Here is a 17,246-nt window from a genome sequence, read left to right on the forward strand (position 1 = left end):
TCCTCTTCTACTAAGCTAGCTGATAGTGAACGGTACTTTGACCATTCCCATTGCTTTTTATTTGTAATTGTTGTGGAATTCGTGCTTTTAATTCGCCAATATGACTAATAATCCCAATCATGCGGCCTTCATTTTCAATCGTTTCTAACGCCTCCATTGCCATTTCCAATGCTTCTTCATCTAAGGAACCAAAGCCTTCATCAATAAACAACGCATCAATTAAGACTCCGCCTGCTTGTTCTTGAATCACTTCTGCTAAAGAAAGTGCCAAAGCTAACGCTGCTATAAAACTTTCCCCGCCTGATAACGTGTGAGCACTGCGCACCGTCCCCGAATTGTCATCATAAATATTGATTTCTAGCCCCGTTTGATTCCGATAACTGCCTGCTTCGTGATTCAATTCAAATTGATAACGACTATTGGTCAGGCGGTCTAAACGCTGATTAGCGACTGCCAGCACTCTTTCTAAATACGTTTGTAACATATACCGTTCAAAACTAATTTTTTTAGGATTATTGCCATTCACCGTATCTGCCAACTGCTGTAGTGCAGCAACTTCCGCAAACTTGTCTTCAATTGTTGTTCTTTGCGCATTAATTTCTTGAACCAACTGTTGGTTATTTTGCATTTTTTCATGCAGTTGATAGTATTTTTTTTCTTGTTCTTCAATTTGTTGTGTTATTTGTTCAATTTCTGTGGTGATTAAAGATAATTCTGGGAACGTATCACTAGATAATTTTTTTTCAATTTCAGCGAGTTGGATAGTCAGTTGGGTTTGCTCTTGTTCAAATAAAGCAATTTGTTCTTGCTGACTTTCTAGTGTCGGTACTTCTTTCAACCACTCCGTCAATTGGTCCTCTGTCACGCCTTGTTCCGTTAAAACTGCGTTTAACTGACTCTCAAGTTGCGCGACTGTTTGTTGAAGTGTTTGTTGTTCTTTCTCCAAATGCGTCAACGTACTTTCAAGGATCATTTCTTCTTTCTTCAAGGTTTCTCCTTGTGTCGTCACGTTTTCTTTTTGACGTTCAAATGCAGAGAGTTCTTCTTGAAGCAAAGCTTGTTGTTTGGTCATTTCTTCGTATGTGACGGTTGCATCCAATAATTGGCTAGCAATCATTTGCTGCTGGATAGTGATTCTTTCCAGACTTTGTTGCATTGTTTCTACTTGTTGTCGGAGCACTTCAAAGCGTTGAGAATTTCCAGCTACTTGTTCTTCTAGTTCCGCCAGACGGTCCTTTTCGACTGAAATTTCCGTTAGTTTTTGTGCTATTTGTTGTTTTTCTTTAGCTAATTGCGACTCAACTTCCGCAATTTCTGCAGGTGTTACTTGTGAAAAAGTTAGTCCTGTTAACGGCAACTGCAAGTCAGCAAACTGCGCTGCTAATTGTTCTTGTTCCTCAGTATACGCAGCTTCCTGTTCTTGTAATTGGCTTTCTTTCTGTTGCTTTTCCGCCCCTAATGCAGAGAGCGTTTCAGTAAATCGTTGAACCGTTTTTTCAACTTCCGTTAATTCCCGTTCCGCTTGATCAATCTCTTCTAAGGAAACTTCTTGATGAGTTTGTTGCTTTGGATGTTCTAAAGAGCCACAAACTGGGCAAGGTTCCCCCTCTTCAAGTAACAAGCTTAATCGTTGGATTTGTAAAGAGGCCCATTGACTTTTCTTTGTCTGCAACTTCGCTTCTTCGGCGCTTTTTTGTTGCTGTTCAACAGCAAACCGTTGTGTCAACTCGTGCAATTCCACTTGGTTTTGACTAATTTTTTGCCAAGCTTTTTGATTTTTTTGCCAACGTTCTACAAAATTTTGCCAATGATCTGCTACACTAGAACATTCAAAATTTGCTTTTTCAAGTGTTCCTTCTTGTTCAATAAATTGTTTGGCTGTCGCCACTTTATCCGCTAATGTTATTTTTTCCTGTTGGCAAGATTCATACTCTTTTTGAATGGCTTGATAATTGGCTTGTTCTGCTATTTGTTGTTGGGCTAACTGTTCATATTCTTGGTATTGTGGTAATTGACGTTGAATCGTTTGAAGACGTTCTTGTTTTTCAGCAATCAATGGTTGTTGTTCTTCCAACTCACTCATGATTGCTTGCCAATCTGTCAATGCTTGTTGCGTTTCCATAAGAGCTTGTTGTTTGGACTTTGTTTCTTGCTCTTTTTGTTGTTTTTCGCTTCGTTTTTCAAAGACTTTTTCAGCTAAAGATTGCTGTTTTTGGCTCCATTTTAATTGCTGAATCTGTTCCTTTAGCCGCTCAATGACGGTTTCCTGTTCAGCTTGTTTTGCTTTCTTTTCCAGTAATTCTTCTTTTTGCTGTTGCAAGTTTTGCCGTTCTTCAATGGCATAACGAACTTGCTCTTTTGCTTGTTTGGCTTGTTTTAAGGTTGCAATTTGTTCTCTTTCAACTAATAGTTGTTGCTGAGCCTCTTGTTGTTGGCTTTCTAATAATTGAAGTTTTTCAAAAAGTGTCATTGTCGGTTCAGGTTCTTCTGACCAATGCAACTGTTCTGTTTTCAGTTCAATTTTTTGCTGGGTTTCTTGAATCTCTTGATTGGCAATTTTTAAGCGTTCTTTTAAATTTTCGCTGAACAACTGATACAATTCTGTTCCGAATAAATTACGCAAAACCTTTTCTTTTTCATCACTTTTAGCAATTAAAAAAGTCCGAAACTCTCCTTGTGGTAACAATACAATTTGAGCAAATTGATTGGCATTCAAATGCAATAATTCTTGAATGAGTTCGTCCACTTCGCGTCTTTTAGAATAGGCTCGTAGTTCGTTCCCTTGAGCATCTTTGACAATTAAAGAAATTTTGGCACTTTGTTTACGGACTCCTGTGCCACGTTTTTTAAAAAGTTCTTGTTCGGGAAGGCGGTTCAGTTCATAGAGATACTCGTTATGTTTAAAAAGCAAAGTAACTTCAGTGGCTTCTGAGGGGTCAGCAAATGTGGAACGCATTTCTTTGCCTAAACGTAATTTCCCAGAACTTTCACCAAACAAAGCATAGCTCATTCCATCAAAAATCGTTGTTTTCCCAGACCCTGTTTTTCCACTAATTAGAAAAAGTGAAGAATCTTCAAACTTCGTAAAATCAATGGTTTCATTAATATACGGTCCGAAGTTTTTCAATGTTAAAGATAATGGTTTCATCCTGTTACTTCCCTCTTTCTAATTGATTAAGTGTACTCAGTTCTTCTTGGACCCATTGTGCTTGTTGTTCTGTCAAGGCCTCTCCTGTCACATCGTTAAAAAAGTCATGCAGATGTTCTTCTGGTGAACGTTGTTCTATTTGTACCACTTTTTTCTGATTTCCGTTGCTTGTTTCTCGACCATTCAAACGTTCCAACCCAATAATTTTGGGGTAAATTTTTCGCAATTGATTCATCATGTTGGGAATGATCGCTCGGTCGGTTAATTGGACATGTAAATAATTTTCCCGATTCACTTCTTGATAAAAAGCGGGATCCGTTAACTGCTGAAACGAGCCCGTCAATTGTTGAATGTCTCGCAATGGTTTCAAAGCACGGAATTGAAAATGAACTTCAGTTTCTGTTTCAACAAGCCAAACACCCTTTTCTTGTGTCATTTCTGATAAAGAAAATTTTACAGGCGAGCCACTGTATCGAGCATTAGGTGCCTGCAACGCATTTTTTCCATGTAAGTGGCCCAACGCGACGTAATCAAAAGGCTCTAACAAAGCTGTCGGTACAACATCCAAACCACCCACTGTTAATTTTGTTTCAGAATCAGTTTTTTCACTGCCAGCGACAAAAAAATGACTAACTAACACTTGTTTTTTGTTGGGGAGAAAAGATTCCTGCATTTTCGCGACAACTTTTTCCATCGCCGCCTGAATCGTTCGAATCGTTTCATCTTCAAAATATAAGCGAGCCGCAATCGGTTCAAAATAAGGCAACAAATAAAATTGGGTATTGTCGATTTCAATTGGTTGAAAGGCTTGTTCTAAACGCGTATTCAAATGAAATTGCGTTTGGTTAAACCAAGGGCCTCCTGTTTCTAAACGAGTACTGCTATCATGGTTTCCCGAAATAGCTAACACGGGGAAATGCTCTTTGAGATTCATTTGAATCATCATTTCATTAAAAATCTCGACTGCTTCAACCGCTGGAACAGAGCGATCATACAAATCTCCAGCGATCACAACAGCATCCACTTGCTCTTCTTTCGCAATTGCTAAGATTTGTTTAAAGGCTTCTCTTTGTTCTGCCAACAAATCAAAACCATGTAATTTTTTGCCAATATGCCAATCTGCTGTATGTAAAAATTTCATTTTTTCACCGCCTAAAAAAGTCCTTCTTATTATTATAACAAATTTCTGGTATTTTTTAAGAAAATCGGACAGAAGAATTAGATTTTTAACAAACTTTTTTCTTAACACAAGAAAAAAGACAGGGAGCATCATCTTTTGATGAGACTACCTGCCAGTAACATTCCTATTTTGTAGCGGTTTGTTTTATTCTTTTTCTGTTGATTCATATTTAAAAGTTGGATCAATTTCTTTATCTAACTGATCAAATGCTTCTTGCATCCGACGTTCCACTTCAGCTAAACCGTCTTTATCCATTTTTTTAATATCGCTAATATCGATTGGCTCCCCAAAACGAACCGTTACTTTTTTCCGTTTAAACAACTCTTTTAAAGTTAACGGACCTTGATAAACAGATGGCACGATAGGTACTCGCCCCATTTTAGCAATCAAGGCTACCCCGCCTTTTAATTCTGAGGAATGACGCGTGCCACTAGGGAACATAATCAAACTTAAATCAGAATTTTTTAAAATTTTGACAGGTGTTTTAATCGCGCTGGGACCGGGCTTCTCACGATCCACTGGAAACGCATTCGCATGTTTTAAAATGAAACGTAAAACAGGATTTTTAAACAACTCTTTTTTTGCCATAAAACTAAACTTCTTAGGACTGCCAGCAACAGCTAAATACAGCGGTTCCCACCATGTTCGATGCGGCGCAACTAAGACATAGTTTTGGTCTTTTGGTAATTTTTCTTTATTTTCATAATGTGCATTTCCATTAATCACAAATAAAATGACGCGAACCACGCCACGCATAAATGTAAAAAACATAATTTTCTTCCTTTCTTCTCTCCGCTTTCTAGTATGCCGAAAGCTCTACCTTTTGACAAGCTTTTTTTACGTCTATCAATTAGAGAAATAACATGTTCCTACTAATCTAGGGAACAGATTTTGTCATACGGGTTTAAAAGTAGTATAATACATGAACAATCAGATGAAAAGTTGGAGGTTCTTAATCTATGTTATTATCCGGCGAACGGATTGATCAATTATATGCGGATGATATTCAAATTATTCAAAGCAAAGAAGTCTTTTCTTTTTCCATTGATGCAGTCTTATTGGCTAATTTTCCGCAACTACCAAAAAAAGGCAAGATTGTCGATTTGTGTGCTGGCAATGGCGCGGTCGGCCTCTTCGTTAGTCGGAAAACAGCTGCAATGATCGACCAAATCGAATTACAACCTCGTTTGGCAGATATGGGTCAACGAAGTATTCTATTAAATAAATTGGAAAAACAAGTAACGATGTATGAACGTGATTTAAAACAAGCGACAGAAGTCATCAAAAAAGATTCTGTGGATTTAGTACTATGTAATCCCCCATACTTTAAAGAACGACCAACTAGCCAAAAAAATCCAAACCCGCACTTAGCGATTGCCCGTCATGAAATTCACACGTCTCTTCAAGAAGTGGTCACTGTGTCGGCGGATTTATTAAAAACAAATGGTCGCCTCGCAATGGTTCATCGTCCTGATCGTTTCCTGGATATTTTACATGCCATGGAAAACGCCAATATTGCGCCGAAAAAAGCTCGGTTTGTTTATCCGAAGCCAGGCAAAGAAGCCAATGTTTTACTAATTGAAGGCATTAAACAAGGCAAAAAAGACGGTTTTCGTGTGTTACCACCTCTTTTTACATACAATGAAAAGAACGAATACGAAGCAGAAATGAAGGCTATGCTGTATGGAGAATAAGAAATCCCATTATTTTTATGTTTTACTTTGCCAAGATGGTTCCTTTTACGGTGGCTATACAACTGAGCCAGAACGTCGATTAACCGAACATAATAGCGGAACTGGTGCAAAATATACACGGTTAGCCAAACGACGGCCAGTCAAAATGATTCATACAGAGAAATTTGAAACACGTAGCGCGGCCACCAAAGCCGAAGCCGCCTTTAAAAAATTAACGCGCAAACAAAAAGAACAGTATTTAAAAACTTTCCATTAAGTGACAATAAGCAAAAAGAAACAGCCATCATTTCATTGATGAAATGATGGCTGTTTCTTTCTCTTTTTAAACTAAGTTTTCGACAAAATGAATAACCATTTCGGCTGATTTTTTCCCAGCTTCATCGATGAATTCGTCAAAGCTTTGAGTTGCTTCGCCATCTGCTGTATCACTCATTGCCCGTACAACTAAGAATGGAATATTGAACTGTGAAGCCGCTTGGCCAATTGCTGCGCCTTCCATTTCACAAGCTAAGGCTTCAGGAAACTCTTTCTTAATTTTGGCGATTTTCTCAGCGCTATCCACAAAAGTATCTCCAGTAACAATCAATCCTTTACGAATAGCTAAACCAGTTTTTTCAGCAGCTTTCGCAATTTCCATCCGCAAGTATTCACTTGTTTCAAAATACAAAGGCACGCCACCAGGCAATTGTCCATAGGCATAACCAAAACCAGTGACATCAACATCAAAGTAAGCTAATTTGTCTGCAATGACTAAATCGCCGACTTTTAGTCCTTCACCGATACCACCAGCAGAACCGGTATTAATCACCATATTTACGCCATATTGATGAATCAATAAAGTCGTGGTCACAGCTGAGGCCACTTTACCAATTCCTGAACGAACCACAATCACCTCATGTCTTCCTAACGAACCAGAAACAAATAAAGCGCCTGCTCGTTCCCATGACATCGTGTCTGTCAATTTTTCTTTTAGAATTTTGACCTCTTGATCCATTGCTCCAATAATTCCAATTTTCATAGTGATTCCTCTTTTCTATAAATTCAAAACGATATACGCCACAACGGCTAATAAAATCGCTACAATAATAATTGCCTTGTTTAACCAAGTACTCCGTTCTCGACGCTTTGAGTATTCTCCTACTCGTGACTTGTTGATTGGTTTTTGTTTTTTCTTTTCTTTACGATAAAACGTCGAAATTTCTTTTTCTTTTCGCTTATACGCTTTTTCCGCCAGCTTCTGCTCTTCCTGCTGACGACGTTCCGCTTCTTTTTCTTCTGCTTCTCTGCGTTTGCGAAGTTCTGTCCGAGTGACTAACGGACCTTTGCTCATTGCGTGTCCTCCTTAAACTGTCTCTGCAGTAAATACAATTCCCAGTATTGTATAGCAAAAAGTGTTTTGGCATCACAAATCGTGCCTTTTGCCACCTCTGCTTTGGCTTCAGCTATTGTTAGCTCGTAAAGTTCCAAGATTTCATCTTCATCTTGAGGACGCGGATTTTCGACTTTCTGCAAATCCGTTGCCAAATAGAGAGCCAATTTTTCATTAGCAAATCCTGGTGACAGATACATTGAATTTATGTAGGTGAGCTGACCTGCACGATACCCAGTTTCTTCTTCTAATTCCCGCATAGCCGTCGTTTCCAGTTGATTTTCTTCTCCAGGATCAATTTTTCCCGCCGGAATTTCTAAAATTACTTGTTCCAAGGGTTTTCTAAATTGTTTAACTAAGACGATTTTTCCTTCTGCGGTTAACGGAATCATAGCTACTGCGCCTGAATGAAAAACCAATTCGCGTTTAGCAGTGCCGCCTGTCGGTAAAGCCACGTCATCCAAAAAAACATCAATAATCTTTCCTTTAAAAATTTCTCGACGTTGAAGTGTTTTTTCTTCGAAGTCCTCATAATTTAACATATCTTTCACCAACCTTTCTTGTTTATCATACCCTAAAATGATAAAAATCGCACCCCTTCTTCTCTAGTTAAACCCTTTTCAAAGAAAAAAATTTATTGCTTTAGAAAAAAATTACATTTTCGAAAAAAAATAGACATAAAAAATTCACAACTTCCTTGTATTATTTAAGCATACCAACAAACAACCCTAACAAAACACTTTTTCATTTTTAACTCCTTTCCCGTCCTACCCCCAATTAGGACGGGTCTTTTTTTGCGTTTTATACTTTTTTTCTTAGGATTTCACTAAATCATAAAATACATCTTCCGCTGTATGTCTTTTCTCTCACAGAGTATGCTAAAATAACTATTGTAACGAGAGCTGACTCTTTCGAGGATTAGATAGATAGGAGGAACTATATAAATGAACAAATTAAATACAAAATTACTGATTGGCTATATTCTTTTAGGAGCCTTAATCATTGCTGTCGCTAGAGAATATGGCTTCTTCGCTTTTGTGATTCTGGTAGGCTTTTTAGTATTCGTTCTCTATCGAAAAAAGAAAAATGCCGCCGACAAGAGCGATCAAATGCCTTACTTAACAAAAGATAAAGAAGCCCATTATCGTGAGTTGGGGTTATCTCCACAAGAAATTGATTTTTTCAGAAGTACAATGAGCACAGCCAAAAAACAAATCATACAATTACAAGAAAACATGAATCGTTCAACTAAATTACGGGCGATTGACTTACGTAATGATACTACGAAGGTTTCTAAAGCTCTGTTTAAAGAGTTAGTGAAAGAACCTAAAAAGTTACACTTAGCCAATCACTTTCTCTATACACATTTACCAAATATCGTTGACTTAACAAGTAAACATTTAGAAATCGAACAACATGAAGTAAAAAACAAACAAACGTATGAAAAATTAGAAGAAAGCGCACAAATCATTGACCAATTGTCAAAATTAGTTAAAAATGATTATGAGGAAATCGTTTCCGATGACTTAGACGATTTAGATGTCGAAATGTCGATCGCTAAAAGCAGCTTGTCGCAAAAAGCTGCAACTGAGGAATCACCTCAAGTAAACGAAGACCAGCAATAATCATTAGGGAGGAAAAAAAATGACTGAGCAACAACCCAAAGAAACAACATCTGTAACCAATACATTGGATGATTTATTAAGTAATCCATTTTCATCAATGGATGAACTAACACCAACGCAACAAAATGAACTATCTGAGTTAAAAGAACAGCAAGCAGCTCCTCGTTTAATTGATAAATTACCACAAGAACGTCAAGCCCAAGCAAAAGAGTTAGCTTCAAAAATTGACGTCCAAGATTCACAAGCAGTAATTACCTATGGTTCAAATGCCCAAATCAAACTCGGCGAATTTTCGCAAGCGATGTTAAACCACGTTCAAGCACAAGACATTGGTCCTGTTGGTGATTCACTGACCGATCTAATGTTTCGTTTAAATGAAGCCAATCCCAATGAATTACGTGCTGGCGAAGGCAACTTTATTCAAAAAATGTTAGGTAAAGTCAAACAATCCGTTTACGAAATTACCGCCAAATATCAAAAAATTGGTGCGCAAATTGACAAAATTGCTGTCAAATTAACCCATGAAAAAGATGGTCTTTTAAAAGATAATGCCATGTTAGATCAATTGTATCAAAAAAATAAAGATTATTTTGATGCCTTAAACATCTATATTGCCGCTGGGGAATTAAAAGCAGAAGAACTACGGACGCAAATTATCCCTGAAGCCATGAAAAAAGCGGAAGAATCTGGGGATCAAATGGATGTCCAAATTGTTAATGATTATAACCAATTCCTAGACCGTTTAGAAAAAAGAACCCATGATTTACGCTTGGCTCGTCAAATTACGATTCAACAAGCCCCACAAATTCGTTTAATCCAAAATACTAACCAAGCTTTGGCTGAGAAAATTCAATCATCGGTGAATACAGCGATTCCGTTATGGAAAAACCAAGTAGTCATCGCCTTGACCTTACTCCGTCAAAAAGATGCTGTGACTGCTCAACGTCAAGTCTCTGAAACCACCAATGACTTACTGAAGAAAAATTCAGAAATGCTAAAAATTTCTGCAATTGAAACAGCAAAAGAAAACGAACGTGGCCTAGTCGATATTGAAACATTACAAAAAACACAAAATGATTTAATTGAAACTATCCAAGAAACATTACGTATTCAACAAGAAGGAAAAGAAAAACGCCAAGCTGCCGAGATCGAACTTGGCCATATGGAAGAAGATTTGAAAAATAAATTATTAGAATTAACACAATAAACAACGTTTAGAACAAACTTCTTATAGTAGAAGCTTGGGACAAAAATCCAAAGTGATTTTTGTCCCAGGCTTGCTTTTCTTTTTACGCTTGAATATTGTATTTCAGCCACTTAATGATACAATAAAAGAAAACCATGTTTCTTTTTGAAAGGAGGAGCAATTGTGCCACAATTTGCTTCTAAAGCGGAAGAAAAAAATTATTATGAACGCCAAGCTAGCTTAGAAGAGTTCTTAACTTGGTATCATCAACAAGAATTACCTGAATATGAAAAACCCTCTTTAACCGTTGATATGGTTCTTCTTTGTTACAACAAGGAAGCCGATCAATTGAAAGTCTTACTGATTCAACGTAAAGGTCACCCCTTTAGAAACTCATGGGCGCTTCCTGGCGGTTTTGTTAATCGTAACGAATCTACTGAAGATAGTGTTTTAAGAGAAACAAAAGAGGAAACTGGTGTGGTGATTTCTCAAGAAAATATTGAACAATTACACAGCTTTAGTCGCCCAGATCGAGATCCTCGTGGCTGGGTCGTGACAGTCAGCTATTTAGCCTTTATTGGTGAAGAACCTTTAATTGCTGGCGACGATGCCAAAGAAGTCCACTGGTTCAATCTTGAACGGCATGGTCAACACATCACGTTATCTCATGAAGATGTGGAAATTACTTTAGACTTGAAAACAGCGGCCTCTCTTGGTAAAGATACATTAGCCTTCGACCATAGTGAAATTATAATTAAGGCGTTTAATCGTGTTGTTGATAAAATGGAACATGAACCGCAAGTGCTTCAAGTCTTAGGAAAAGATTTCACCATTACGGAAGCCCGTAAAGTTTTTGCGAAGTTCCTCGGCGTTGATTATCGCAGCATTGACCATTCAAATTTTAAAAAAGCCATGACACAATATTTTGAAGAGTTAGGTGAACGTCCCGTTGGCATTGGCCGCCCTTCAAAAATTTACCAATTGAAAACAACAACAGGTTTCTAAGAGGAGGGAATATTTTTTGACTGTTTACTTAAGAAAAGCAGAACCTTCTGATTTGCCTGACATCCTTGCTATCATTGAAGATGGACGCCGCACCTTACAAAAAAGTGGCATTCCCCAATGGCAAAACGGCGATGGCCCGAATCAAGAAATTTTAGCAAAAGATATCGACCAGCAAACTTGCTATATTTTAATGGTTGAGGATACCTTGGCAGGCGTTGGTGTTTTATGTTCGGAGATTGATCCTGCTTATGAAGCGATTTTTAATGGTTCTTGGCAACCTCATTCTCAAACTACGTATACGGCAATTCATCGTGTTGCTTTAAAAAGTTCCTTTCAAGGTCAAGGACTGGCTTTGGTGCTTTTGCGCTCACTGGTTACAGCCGCTCGTTTGCAAGGCGCTACTGATATTCGAATCGATACACATCCACAAAATCTCGCTATGCAGCACCTGATTAAAAAAGCTGGCTTTGTTTATCAAGGTGACGTGATTTTAGATGTTAACGATGGCGAACGTTATGCTTATCAGATGATATTGAAATAAAAAAGTTAGGGATAACTGCCAGATTGACAGCTATCCCTAACTTTTTACATCTTATGAACACTATGAGCGCTTTGAATGCCCTCACAGGCTTCTTTACAAGCTTGATTAATTAATAAATAAGAGGATTCTTTTTGGCGGATTCCTAATTGATATTTCAATTCATCTGTCACTTGGCAAGATTCACTTAATGCCTCTAACCAGAAAAATACTCCTTCTTTATACGTATCTAATCCTTCTAGCAAGATTTTCGTTGCTTCTTTATCATAATACGGCTCTAAATTTTTACGAAACATCATTTCTTCTGTAAAAAAACGATTCACATTATTTCGGCAAAACATATAAGTGTCACGGCCTCTCCGATGTGCAGCCTGATTACAACCGTATTCTTGAACTTCTTTAGAGATGGCTTTGAAAATTTCGTTGTATACTTCAATTCTTTGCATAATTGACAAAATGGTATCTGTATAACTAAACATAACTCCTTGCTCCCTTCCCCTTCTAAGTAACAAAAATTTGCTTGTTACTTTCATTATAAAGGGAATGTTGGGTTTATATCAAATGATACGCTGTTTCCTTGCTAAAATCCTTCGTTTTTTCCTTAGAAGAATAATAAGTAAGCGGATTATTTAATCTGTTATGTTCGGATTTTCTACACTTGGAAAATAAATTATTTTATAAAGCCATTTTCCGTTTTAACTGATGGCAACGGGCCAGTCTGTGTATTGCCAGGAACACCAATATACGTATTGCCGTTGATGGAAGTCATTTCGTTTTCCTCAGCTGCTTCATCTTGAACGGTATAATCACTTTGATATAAAAATTCACCGTTCGTATGGAAGACATAGCCGTCTTGATCTCGTTCATCTGGCTTTTCTAAATTTAAAGACACACGTAATTGATGACGGACATTTTCAATACTATCTGGATATAGTTCAACCATACTGCGCCCTTCATTACTAAAAGTGCGCCAATCAAAAGAAAGCTGTTGTTTATCATAATTGGTCCAAGTCAAACCTTCTTTGACTAAATGAGTCAATTCATTGGAATCCACATCAGTTTGAATGTTTCCATTTAACGAATCAATAATGTCCATTATTTTCATGATTGATTGACCAGATTTCAACTTGTCTTCAACTGCTTGAATAATTTCTTGTTGTCGGAATCCACGCATAATATCGTTATCGCTATGTCTTTCACGGGCATAAGATAAAGCTTTCGTACCATCTAAATGCTGTTTCCCTGCATCAAAATGAATGGATCCTGGCCCGTCTTTGGTAACACCATCAAACGCCTGCTTGACATTGATATCTATGCCACCAACCGCATCAATTAACTTAATAAAAGATAAAAAGTTAAACACAACGTAATGATTGATTGGAATATTCAATAATTTCTCAACGGTGTTAACAGAAGCTGTTGGTCCATCGTAGGTATAGGCAGCTTCAATTCGCTGCATCCCTTGGTAATTTTTCGCATCAATTTGAACAAAACTATCCCGTGGCAAACTTAAATAGGTTATTTTCTTCGTCTTGTTATTCACGGTAATCACCATCATAGCATCAGTCCTAGTTGTGCCTAATTTCCGTTCAATTGTATTGTCTAGACCCATGACCAAAAACGATTGACTATCTTTATTTTGCGCTTCAGTATAATCATTTTTTATGGGGACATAGCCTTTATCAATCGTTTTCTTTAAATAGCTACCCGCTACAGCAAAGTATGCTGAGCCGACTGTGACAAAAAACAAAATGATGACTAAACTAATTAAGCTGATTTTTCGCTTCCTACTCATTGGCTGTACTTCCTCTCTCTTGAAAAGTCTCCACCATCATTACTACTCCTCTAAGCAGACAAGAGACAAGTCTATCTTACCAGTCCCCTTCAAAACTAAACATAGCAGAATTTATATAGGGGTATAACCTAGAGGAAACAAAAAAGAGGGGCTTGTTTGTTTAAAAGCCTCTCTTTTTTGTTATTTATTTTTGTGTTCTTTTTTGAACAATTCCACCATTTTTTGCTGTGGTTTTGGAAAAACATACTCTGAAAATTGTTGTGCTGCCACCCATCGCTGCGACTCTAGTGTGGCTAATTCGCCTGTATTTCGGCCATAAAAGACTAAGATATGCCATTTTAAATGACTGAAAATATGAACGACTTCGCCTAAGGCACGTTTTTGCCAGACAACTGTTTCATAGTCAGCAAAAACATTGACAGGTTCTTCAGCGACCAAAGGCTCTGTTACAGGCTCTAACTCTAAAGTTAATTGTTTTTCCGTTTCTGCTGGTTGCGCCAGTTTTTGCAATTGTTGAAATTGTTTTTTGCTAATTTCTTCAATCGGAAACAGCCACATATTGGCTAACAAACCGGTTTCAGGGCGTTGTTCTAATAAAAATTCTTGCTTTTTATTTTCAATAATAGTGCCGACATAATACACATCTTTCGGCTTAACTTTTTTTGATTTGACTGGATAAGCGGTCATTTTATCTGCCTGATAGGCCGCACAATATTGCTGAAGCGGACAACTTTCACACTTAGGGGGAGTTGGGGTGCAGACGGCTGAGCCTAGATCCATTAAGGCTTGATTAAAATCCCCTGGACGCTCACGATCGATGATTTTAAGCATCGCCGCTTCAAATACTTTACGACTACTCGCTTTTGCAATATCTGCATCAATTTCAAATAAACGGCTCACTACCCGCATGACGTTACCGTCAATTGCTGGTTCGGGGAGATTAAAGGCAATACTGCCAATCGCACCAGCCGTATAGGGGCCGATTCCTTTTAAACTCCGAATATCTTCGATTGTGTCAGGCATTTTCCCACCAAATTCTGAAACAATCTGTTGCGCTGCCACTTTTAAATTACGCGCTCGTGAATAGTAGCCTAACCCTTCCCAAGCTTTCAACAACTTATCATCTGGCGCTTCCGCTAAATCTTGAATCGTCGGAAACCATTCCATAAATCGATAAAAATAATCAATGACTGTATCTACGCGAGTTTGTTGTAGCATAATTTCAGAAATCCAAATACGATATGCATCTGTATTCGCTCGCCAAGGTAAATTGCGTTTTTCTCGTTCATACCAAGCTAAAAAATCTTCCTGGAATGAACTAACTTTTTCGGGACTCCACGCCTCCCAAGGCTCTTTATTCGTCATGTTCTACTTCCTTTTCGCTAATAAATTGCTGAATCAAATCATAGTCAAACCCTTTTTGGAATAAGCTTTGTTTGACTTTTTGGACTTTTTTAGAAAAATCAAATCGCTGATTGGCACGCCATAAACGTTCGCCTTCCTTGTTTAACGCTTGTTGTTCTTGTTCTTCGTCCTTTTCAAAAGCTAAAGATTCCAAAGCTAGATCAATGATTTCATTTGTAAAGCCCTTTTGCATCAGATGCAGACGCGTTTTCTGTAGTGCATCTTTAAAACTTTTAGTTCGATAGCGTTTCATGGCCTTTTCTGCAGTTGCTATGGCAACATTAAGCTGTTCATCTAACGTATAAAAGGTCAAGCCATGCTGAATATCTTCTTCACTAATGCCTTTTTGCTTTAATTGTTGTGCCACATTTCGTGGTCCCTTATCACTGGTTCGCATAGCTGTCCGTACGTAACTTTCACTAAAAATTGCATCATCCAACAACCGCAGCTCTTCTAAACGTTGAACGATTTTTACTCGATCTTCAGGTACAATTTCTTTCTCTTTTAAATAAGTAAAAATTTCTTTCTTTGAACGTAATTGATAGCTTAAGTAATTCATCGCCATTTGTAACCCGACATCATAAGAACTAGCTTTTTTTATTTCTTCTATTAAAGTATCTGATAACTCTTGGCCTTTTAGCAGACGCTGCCGTACTAAAATATCTTCCGAGACACGCAGTTTTTCGCCTGAAGATAGCCAAAGTAGATAAAATTCACCTTTATCTTTACTAATTCGTGTGATTGTTGTCATCTTATTCTCCTGCCCCTCTAAATCAGAACATATATTCTACTATACCATAGAATCCTTGGAAGCCAAATAAATAAAAATGTGCTAAAATGGGAGGAAGTGAAAAATGTGAGATGACTAAAGGATGAAAGAATATGACCCAACAACTAGTAAAAAAAGGCCAACAAATTTCTTTAAAAATTAAACGATTAGGAATTAATGGCGAAGGTATCGGCTATTATAAAAAATTAATTATTTTCGTTCCTGGGGCGCTACCGAAAGAAGAAGTGACTGCCACGATCACAAATGTTACACCCAAATTTGCTGAAGGAACCCTTCAATCTGTCAAAAAAGCTGCTAAAGATCGCGTGGTCCCTCCTTGTCCTGTCTATGAAACATGTGGCGGCTGCCAACTACAACATTTAGCCTACAAAGCACAATTAGACTTTAAAAAAGATTTATTAAAGCAGGCGCTTAACAAATTTAAACCAGCCAATTATCAAAACTATGAACTACGAAAAACAATTGGGATGGAGAATCCTTGGAATTATCGAAATAAAGCCCAATTCCAATTACGCCAAATCGATGGCCAAGTAGAAGCTGGTCTCTATCAAGCTGATTCACATCAATTAGTACCGATTGATAACTGTTTGGTCCAACAGCCTGCGACAACCAAGGTGATGAATACATTAGTTGATTTATTGAATGACTTTCAATTACCAATTTATGATGAACGTAAAAATAGTGGTATCTTTCGAACATTAATGGTTCGAGTGGGCATCCAAACTGGCGAAGTCCAAGTAGTGTTCATTACACAATCGCAGAAATTTCCACAAAAAGAAAAAATGGTTCGCGCAATTAATGAACAATTACCAGAAGTTGTTTCTATTATGCAAAATGTCCAAAATAAAAAAACCTCTCTAGTAATGGGTGATGATACCCTTCACTTATGGGGCAAAGAAAGCATTGAAGAACACATTAACGACGTTGTCTTTGATTTATCGCCGCGAGCATTTTTCCAATTGAATCCAGAACAAACGGAAGTTTTATATAATGAAGGAATCAAGGCCTTAGATTTACAACCAAATGAAACTGTTGTTGATGCTTATTGTGGCGTCGGGACCATTGGCTTAAGTTTAGCGAAACAAGCGCATCAAGTTCGTGGTATGGATACCATTCCCGCCGCAATTGACGATGCTAGATTCAATGCAAAACGACTTGGTGTTACGAACACACATTATGCTGTTGGAACAGCTGAAGACTTATTACCTAAATGGTTCAAAGAAGGCTTTAAACCTGATGCCATTGTAGTTGATCCCCCACGGACTGGTTTGGATCGTAAATTATTAACGGCCCTTTTGAAACAACCACCTAAGAAAATGGTGTATATTTCTTGTAATGTATCCACGTTAGCACGTGATTTAGTTCAATTAGCCAAAGTATATCAAGTAAACTATTTACAATCTGTTGATATGTTTCCACAAACCGCTCGTTGTGAAGTTGTCGTAAAATTAACGAGAAAATAAAAAAAGGCACCAAGTTTCACGAAATTCGTGAGACTTGGTGCCTTTAACT

The 17,246-nt window shown here is 37.7% G+C and carries 17 protein-coding genes; 7 read left to right on the forward strand and 10 right to left on the reverse strand.

The annotated features are described in order from the left end of the window. Positions 1-10: 10 nt before the first annotated feature. Genes IGL86_RS10180 through IGL86_RS10190 form a run of 3 tightly spaced genes read right to left on the reverse strand, consistent with a single transcriptional unit; the run spans position 11 to position 5,099 of the window. The gene (locus tag IGL86_RS10180) at positions 11-3,148 is read right to left on the reverse strand and encodes an SbcC/MukB-like Walker B domain-containing protein (RefSeq protein ID WP_033625434.1); all 3,138 of its coding nucleotides are present in this window, start codon (positions 3,146-3,148) and stop codon (positions 11-13) included. A 4-nt stretch (positions 3,149-3,152) separates the two neighbouring features. Next, complete coding sequence (locus tag IGL86_RS10185; RefSeq protein ID WP_193363164.1) at positions 3,153-4,421, reverse strand: exonuclease SbcCD subunit D; 1,269 nt, start codon at positions 4,419-4,421, stop codon at positions 3,153-3,155. A 51-nt stretch (positions 4,422-4,472) separates the two neighbouring features. Next, positions 4,473-5,099, reverse strand: coding sequence for a lysophospholipid acyltransferase family protein (locus IGL86_RS10190; protein ID WP_002356461.1), 627 nt, complete (start codon positions 5,097-5,099; stop codon positions 4,473-4,475). A gap of 188 nt (positions 5,100-5,287) precedes the next feature. Here IGL86_RS10190 and IGL86_RS10195 point away from each other — a divergent pair, with 188 nt between their 5' ends. Both IGL86_RS10195 and IGL86_RS10200 read left to right on the forward strand, forming a co-directional pair. Beyond that, entirely contained in the window at positions 5,288-6,022 is a 735-nt protein-coding gene (locus IGL86_RS10195; RefSeq protein ID WP_010821789.1) for a tRNA1(Val) (adenine(37)-N6)-methyltransferase, read from the forward strand. Beyond that, positions 6,012-6,278, forward strand: coding sequence for a GIY-YIG nuclease family protein (locus IGL86_RS10200; RefSeq protein WP_002356455.1), 267 nt, complete (start codon positions 6,012-6,014; stop codon positions 6,276-6,278). Before IGL86_RS10195 ends, IGL86_RS10200 begins: the two co-directional genes overlap by 11 nt. Positions 6,279-6,344: 66 nt before the next feature. On the opposite strand, the gene IGL86_RS10205 is transcribed toward IGL86_RS10200, so the two are convergent. Genes IGL86_RS10205 through IGL86_RS10215 form a run of 3 tightly spaced genes read right to left on the reverse strand, consistent with a single transcriptional unit; the run spans position 6,345 to position 7,933 of the window. Then, positions 6,345-7,040, reverse strand: coding sequence for a 5'-methylthioadenosine/adenosylhomocysteine nucleosidase (locus tag IGL86_RS10205; protein WP_002356454.1), 696 nt, complete (start codon positions 7,038-7,040; stop codon positions 6,345-6,347). Positions 7,041-7,055: 15 nt separating this feature from the next. Further along, positions 7,056-7,352, reverse strand: coding sequence for a cell wall synthase accessory phosphoprotein MacP (gene macP / locus IGL86_RS10210; RefSeq protein ID WP_002356451.1), 297 nt, complete (start codon positions 7,350-7,352; stop codon positions 7,056-7,058). Beyond that, on the reverse strand, positions 7,349-7,933 hold the full coding sequence (locus IGL86_RS10215) for an NUDIX hydrolase (protein ID WP_002356449.1): 585 nt from the start codon (positions 7,931-7,933) through the stop codon (positions 7,349-7,351). The genes macP and IGL86_RS10215 overlap by 4 nt, the downstream gene beginning before the upstream one ends. Positions 7,934-8,335: 402 nt before the next feature. On the opposite strand from IGL86_RS10215, the gene IGL86_RS10220 reads away from it, so the two are divergent. From IGL86_RS10220 to IGL86_RS10235, 4 genes are all read left to right on the forward strand, one after another. Next, positions 8,336-9,016 carry a 5-bromo-4-chloroindolyl phosphate hydrolysis family protein gene (locus tag IGL86_RS10220; RefSeq protein ID WP_002356448.1) on the forward strand — a complete coding sequence of 227 codons (681 nt, stop codon included), beginning with the start codon at positions 8,336-8,338 and terminating at the stop codon, positions 9,014-9,016. A 19-nt stretch (positions 9,017-9,035) separates the two neighbouring features. Further along, on the forward strand, positions 9,036-10,223 hold the full coding sequence (locus tag IGL86_RS10225; RefSeq protein WP_002356447.1) for a toxic anion resistance protein: 1,188 nt from the start codon (positions 9,036-9,038) through the stop codon (positions 10,221-10,223). 162 nt (positions 10,224-10,385) lie between these two features. Beyond that, positions 10,386-11,207 carry an NUDIX domain-containing protein gene (locus IGL86_RS10230; RefSeq protein WP_002372290.1) on the forward strand — a complete coding sequence of 274 codons (822 nt, stop codon included), beginning with the start codon at positions 10,386-10,388 and terminating at the stop codon, positions 11,205-11,207. Positions 11,208-11,223: 16 nt separating this feature from the next. Further along, the gene (locus tag IGL86_RS10235) at positions 11,224-11,748 is read left to right on the forward strand and encodes a GNAT family N-acetyltransferase (RefSeq protein WP_002356445.1); all 525 of its coding nucleotides are present in this window, start codon (positions 11,224-11,226) and stop codon (positions 11,746-11,748) included. Positions 11,749-11,792: 44 nt separating this feature from the next. Here IGL86_RS10235 and IGL86_RS10240 read toward each other — a convergent pair whose 3' ends face one another. The 4 genes from IGL86_RS10240 to recX form a co-directional block, all read right to left on the reverse strand. After that, positions 11,793-12,278: a hypothetical protein gene (locus IGL86_RS10240; RefSeq protein ID WP_002356444.1), complete on the reverse strand. Its 486-nt coding sequence runs from the start codon at positions 12,276-12,278 to the stop codon at positions 11,793-11,795. A 137-nt stretch (positions 12,279-12,415) separates the two neighbouring features. Next, a complete protein-coding gene (locus tag IGL86_RS10245; RefSeq protein ID WP_033625435.1) occupies positions 12,416-13,540 on the reverse strand; it encodes an LCP family protein in 1,125 nt (374 codons plus the stop codon). A gap of 180 nt (positions 13,541-13,720) precedes the next feature. Continuing rightward, positions 13,721-14,905, reverse strand: a complete 1,185-nt coding sequence (gene mutY / locus IGL86_RS10250; RefSeq protein ID WP_033625436.1) for an A/G-specific adenine glycosylase — start codon at positions 14,903-14,905, stop codon at positions 13,721-13,723. Beyond that, on the reverse strand, positions 14,895-15,695 hold the full coding sequence (recX, locus tag IGL86_RS10255; RefSeq protein ID WP_010713146.1) for a recombination regulator RecX: 801 nt from the start codon (positions 15,693-15,695) through the stop codon (positions 14,895-14,897). The genes mutY and recX overlap by 11 nt, the downstream gene beginning before the upstream one ends. A 131-nt stretch (positions 15,696-15,826) precedes the next feature. Between recX and rlmD the strand changes: the two genes are divergently transcribed. Further along, a complete protein-coding gene (rlmD, locus tag IGL86_RS10260; protein ID WP_033625437.1) occupies positions 15,827-17,197 on the forward strand; it encodes a 23S rRNA (uracil(1939)-C(5))-methyltransferase RlmD in 1,371 nt (456 codons plus the stop codon). Positions 17,198-17,246 lie beyond the last annotated feature (49 nt).

Source organism: Enterococcus sp. DIV0774 (assembly GCF_050539095.1).
In the GTDB taxonomy this organism is placed as follows: domain Bacteria; phylum Bacillota; class Bacilli; order Lactobacillales; family Enterococcaceae; genus Enterococcus; species Enterococcus faecalis.

Excerpts from the sequence above, each read along its gene's own strand:
- mutY (WP_033625436.1), bottom strand. The coding sequence starts at position 14,905 with ATGACGAATAAAGAGCCTTGGGAGGCGTGGAGTCCCGAAAAAGTTAGT.
- IGL86_RS10185 (WP_193363164.1), bottom strand. The coding sequence starts at position 4,421 with ATGATGCTCCCTGTCTTTTTTCTTGTGTTAAGAAAAAAGTTTGTTAAA.
- IGL86_RS10200 (WP_002356455.1), top strand. The coding sequence starts at position 6,012 with ATGGAGAATAAGAAATCCCATTATTTTTATGTTTTACTTTGCCAAGAT.
- IGL86_RS10215 (WP_002356449.1), bottom strand. The coding sequence starts at position 7,933 with ATGTTAAATTATGAGGACTTCGAAGAAAAAACACTTCAACGTCGAGAA.
- macP (WP_002356451.1), bottom strand. The coding sequence starts at position 7,352 with ATGAGCAAAGGTCCGTTAGTCACTCGGACAGAACTTCGCAAACGCAGA.
- IGL86_RS10205 (WP_002356454.1), bottom strand. The coding sequence starts at position 7,040 with ATGAAAATTGGAATTATTGGAGCAATGGATCAAGAGGTCAAAATTCTA.
- IGL86_RS10180 (WP_033625434.1), bottom strand. The coding sequence starts at position 3,148 with ATGAAACCATTATCTTTAACATTGAAAAACTTCGGACCGTATATTAAT.
- IGL86_RS10225 (WP_002356447.1), top strand. The coding sequence starts at position 9,036 with ATGACTGAGCAACAACCCAAAGAAACAACATCTGTAACCAATACATTG.
- IGL86_RS10220 (WP_002356448.1), top strand. The coding sequence starts at position 8,336 with ATGAACAAATTAAATACAAAATTACTGATTGGCTATATTCTTTTAGGA.
- IGL86_RS10240 (WP_002356444.1), bottom strand. The coding sequence starts at position 12,278 with ATGAAAGTAACAAGCAAATTTTTGTTACTTAGAAGGGGAAGGGAGCAA.
- IGL86_RS10195 (WP_010821789.1), top strand. The coding sequence starts at position 5,288 with ATGTTATTATCCGGCGAACGGATTGATCAATTATATGCGGATGATATT.
- IGL86_RS10190 (WP_002356461.1), bottom strand. The coding sequence starts at position 5,099 with ATGTTTTTTACATTTATGCGTGGCGTGGTTCGCGTCATTTTATTTGTG.
- recX (WP_010713146.1), bottom strand. The coding sequence starts at position 15,695 with ATGACAACAATCACACGAATTAGTAAAGATAAAGGTGAATTTTATCTA.
- IGL86_RS10245 (WP_033625435.1), bottom strand. The coding sequence starts at position 13,540 with ATGAGTAGGAAGCGAAAAATCAGCTTAATTAGTTTAGTCATCATTTTG.
- rlmD (WP_033625437.1), top strand. The coding sequence starts at position 15,827 with ATGACCCAACAACTAGTAAAAAAAGGCCAACAAATTTCTTTAAAAATT.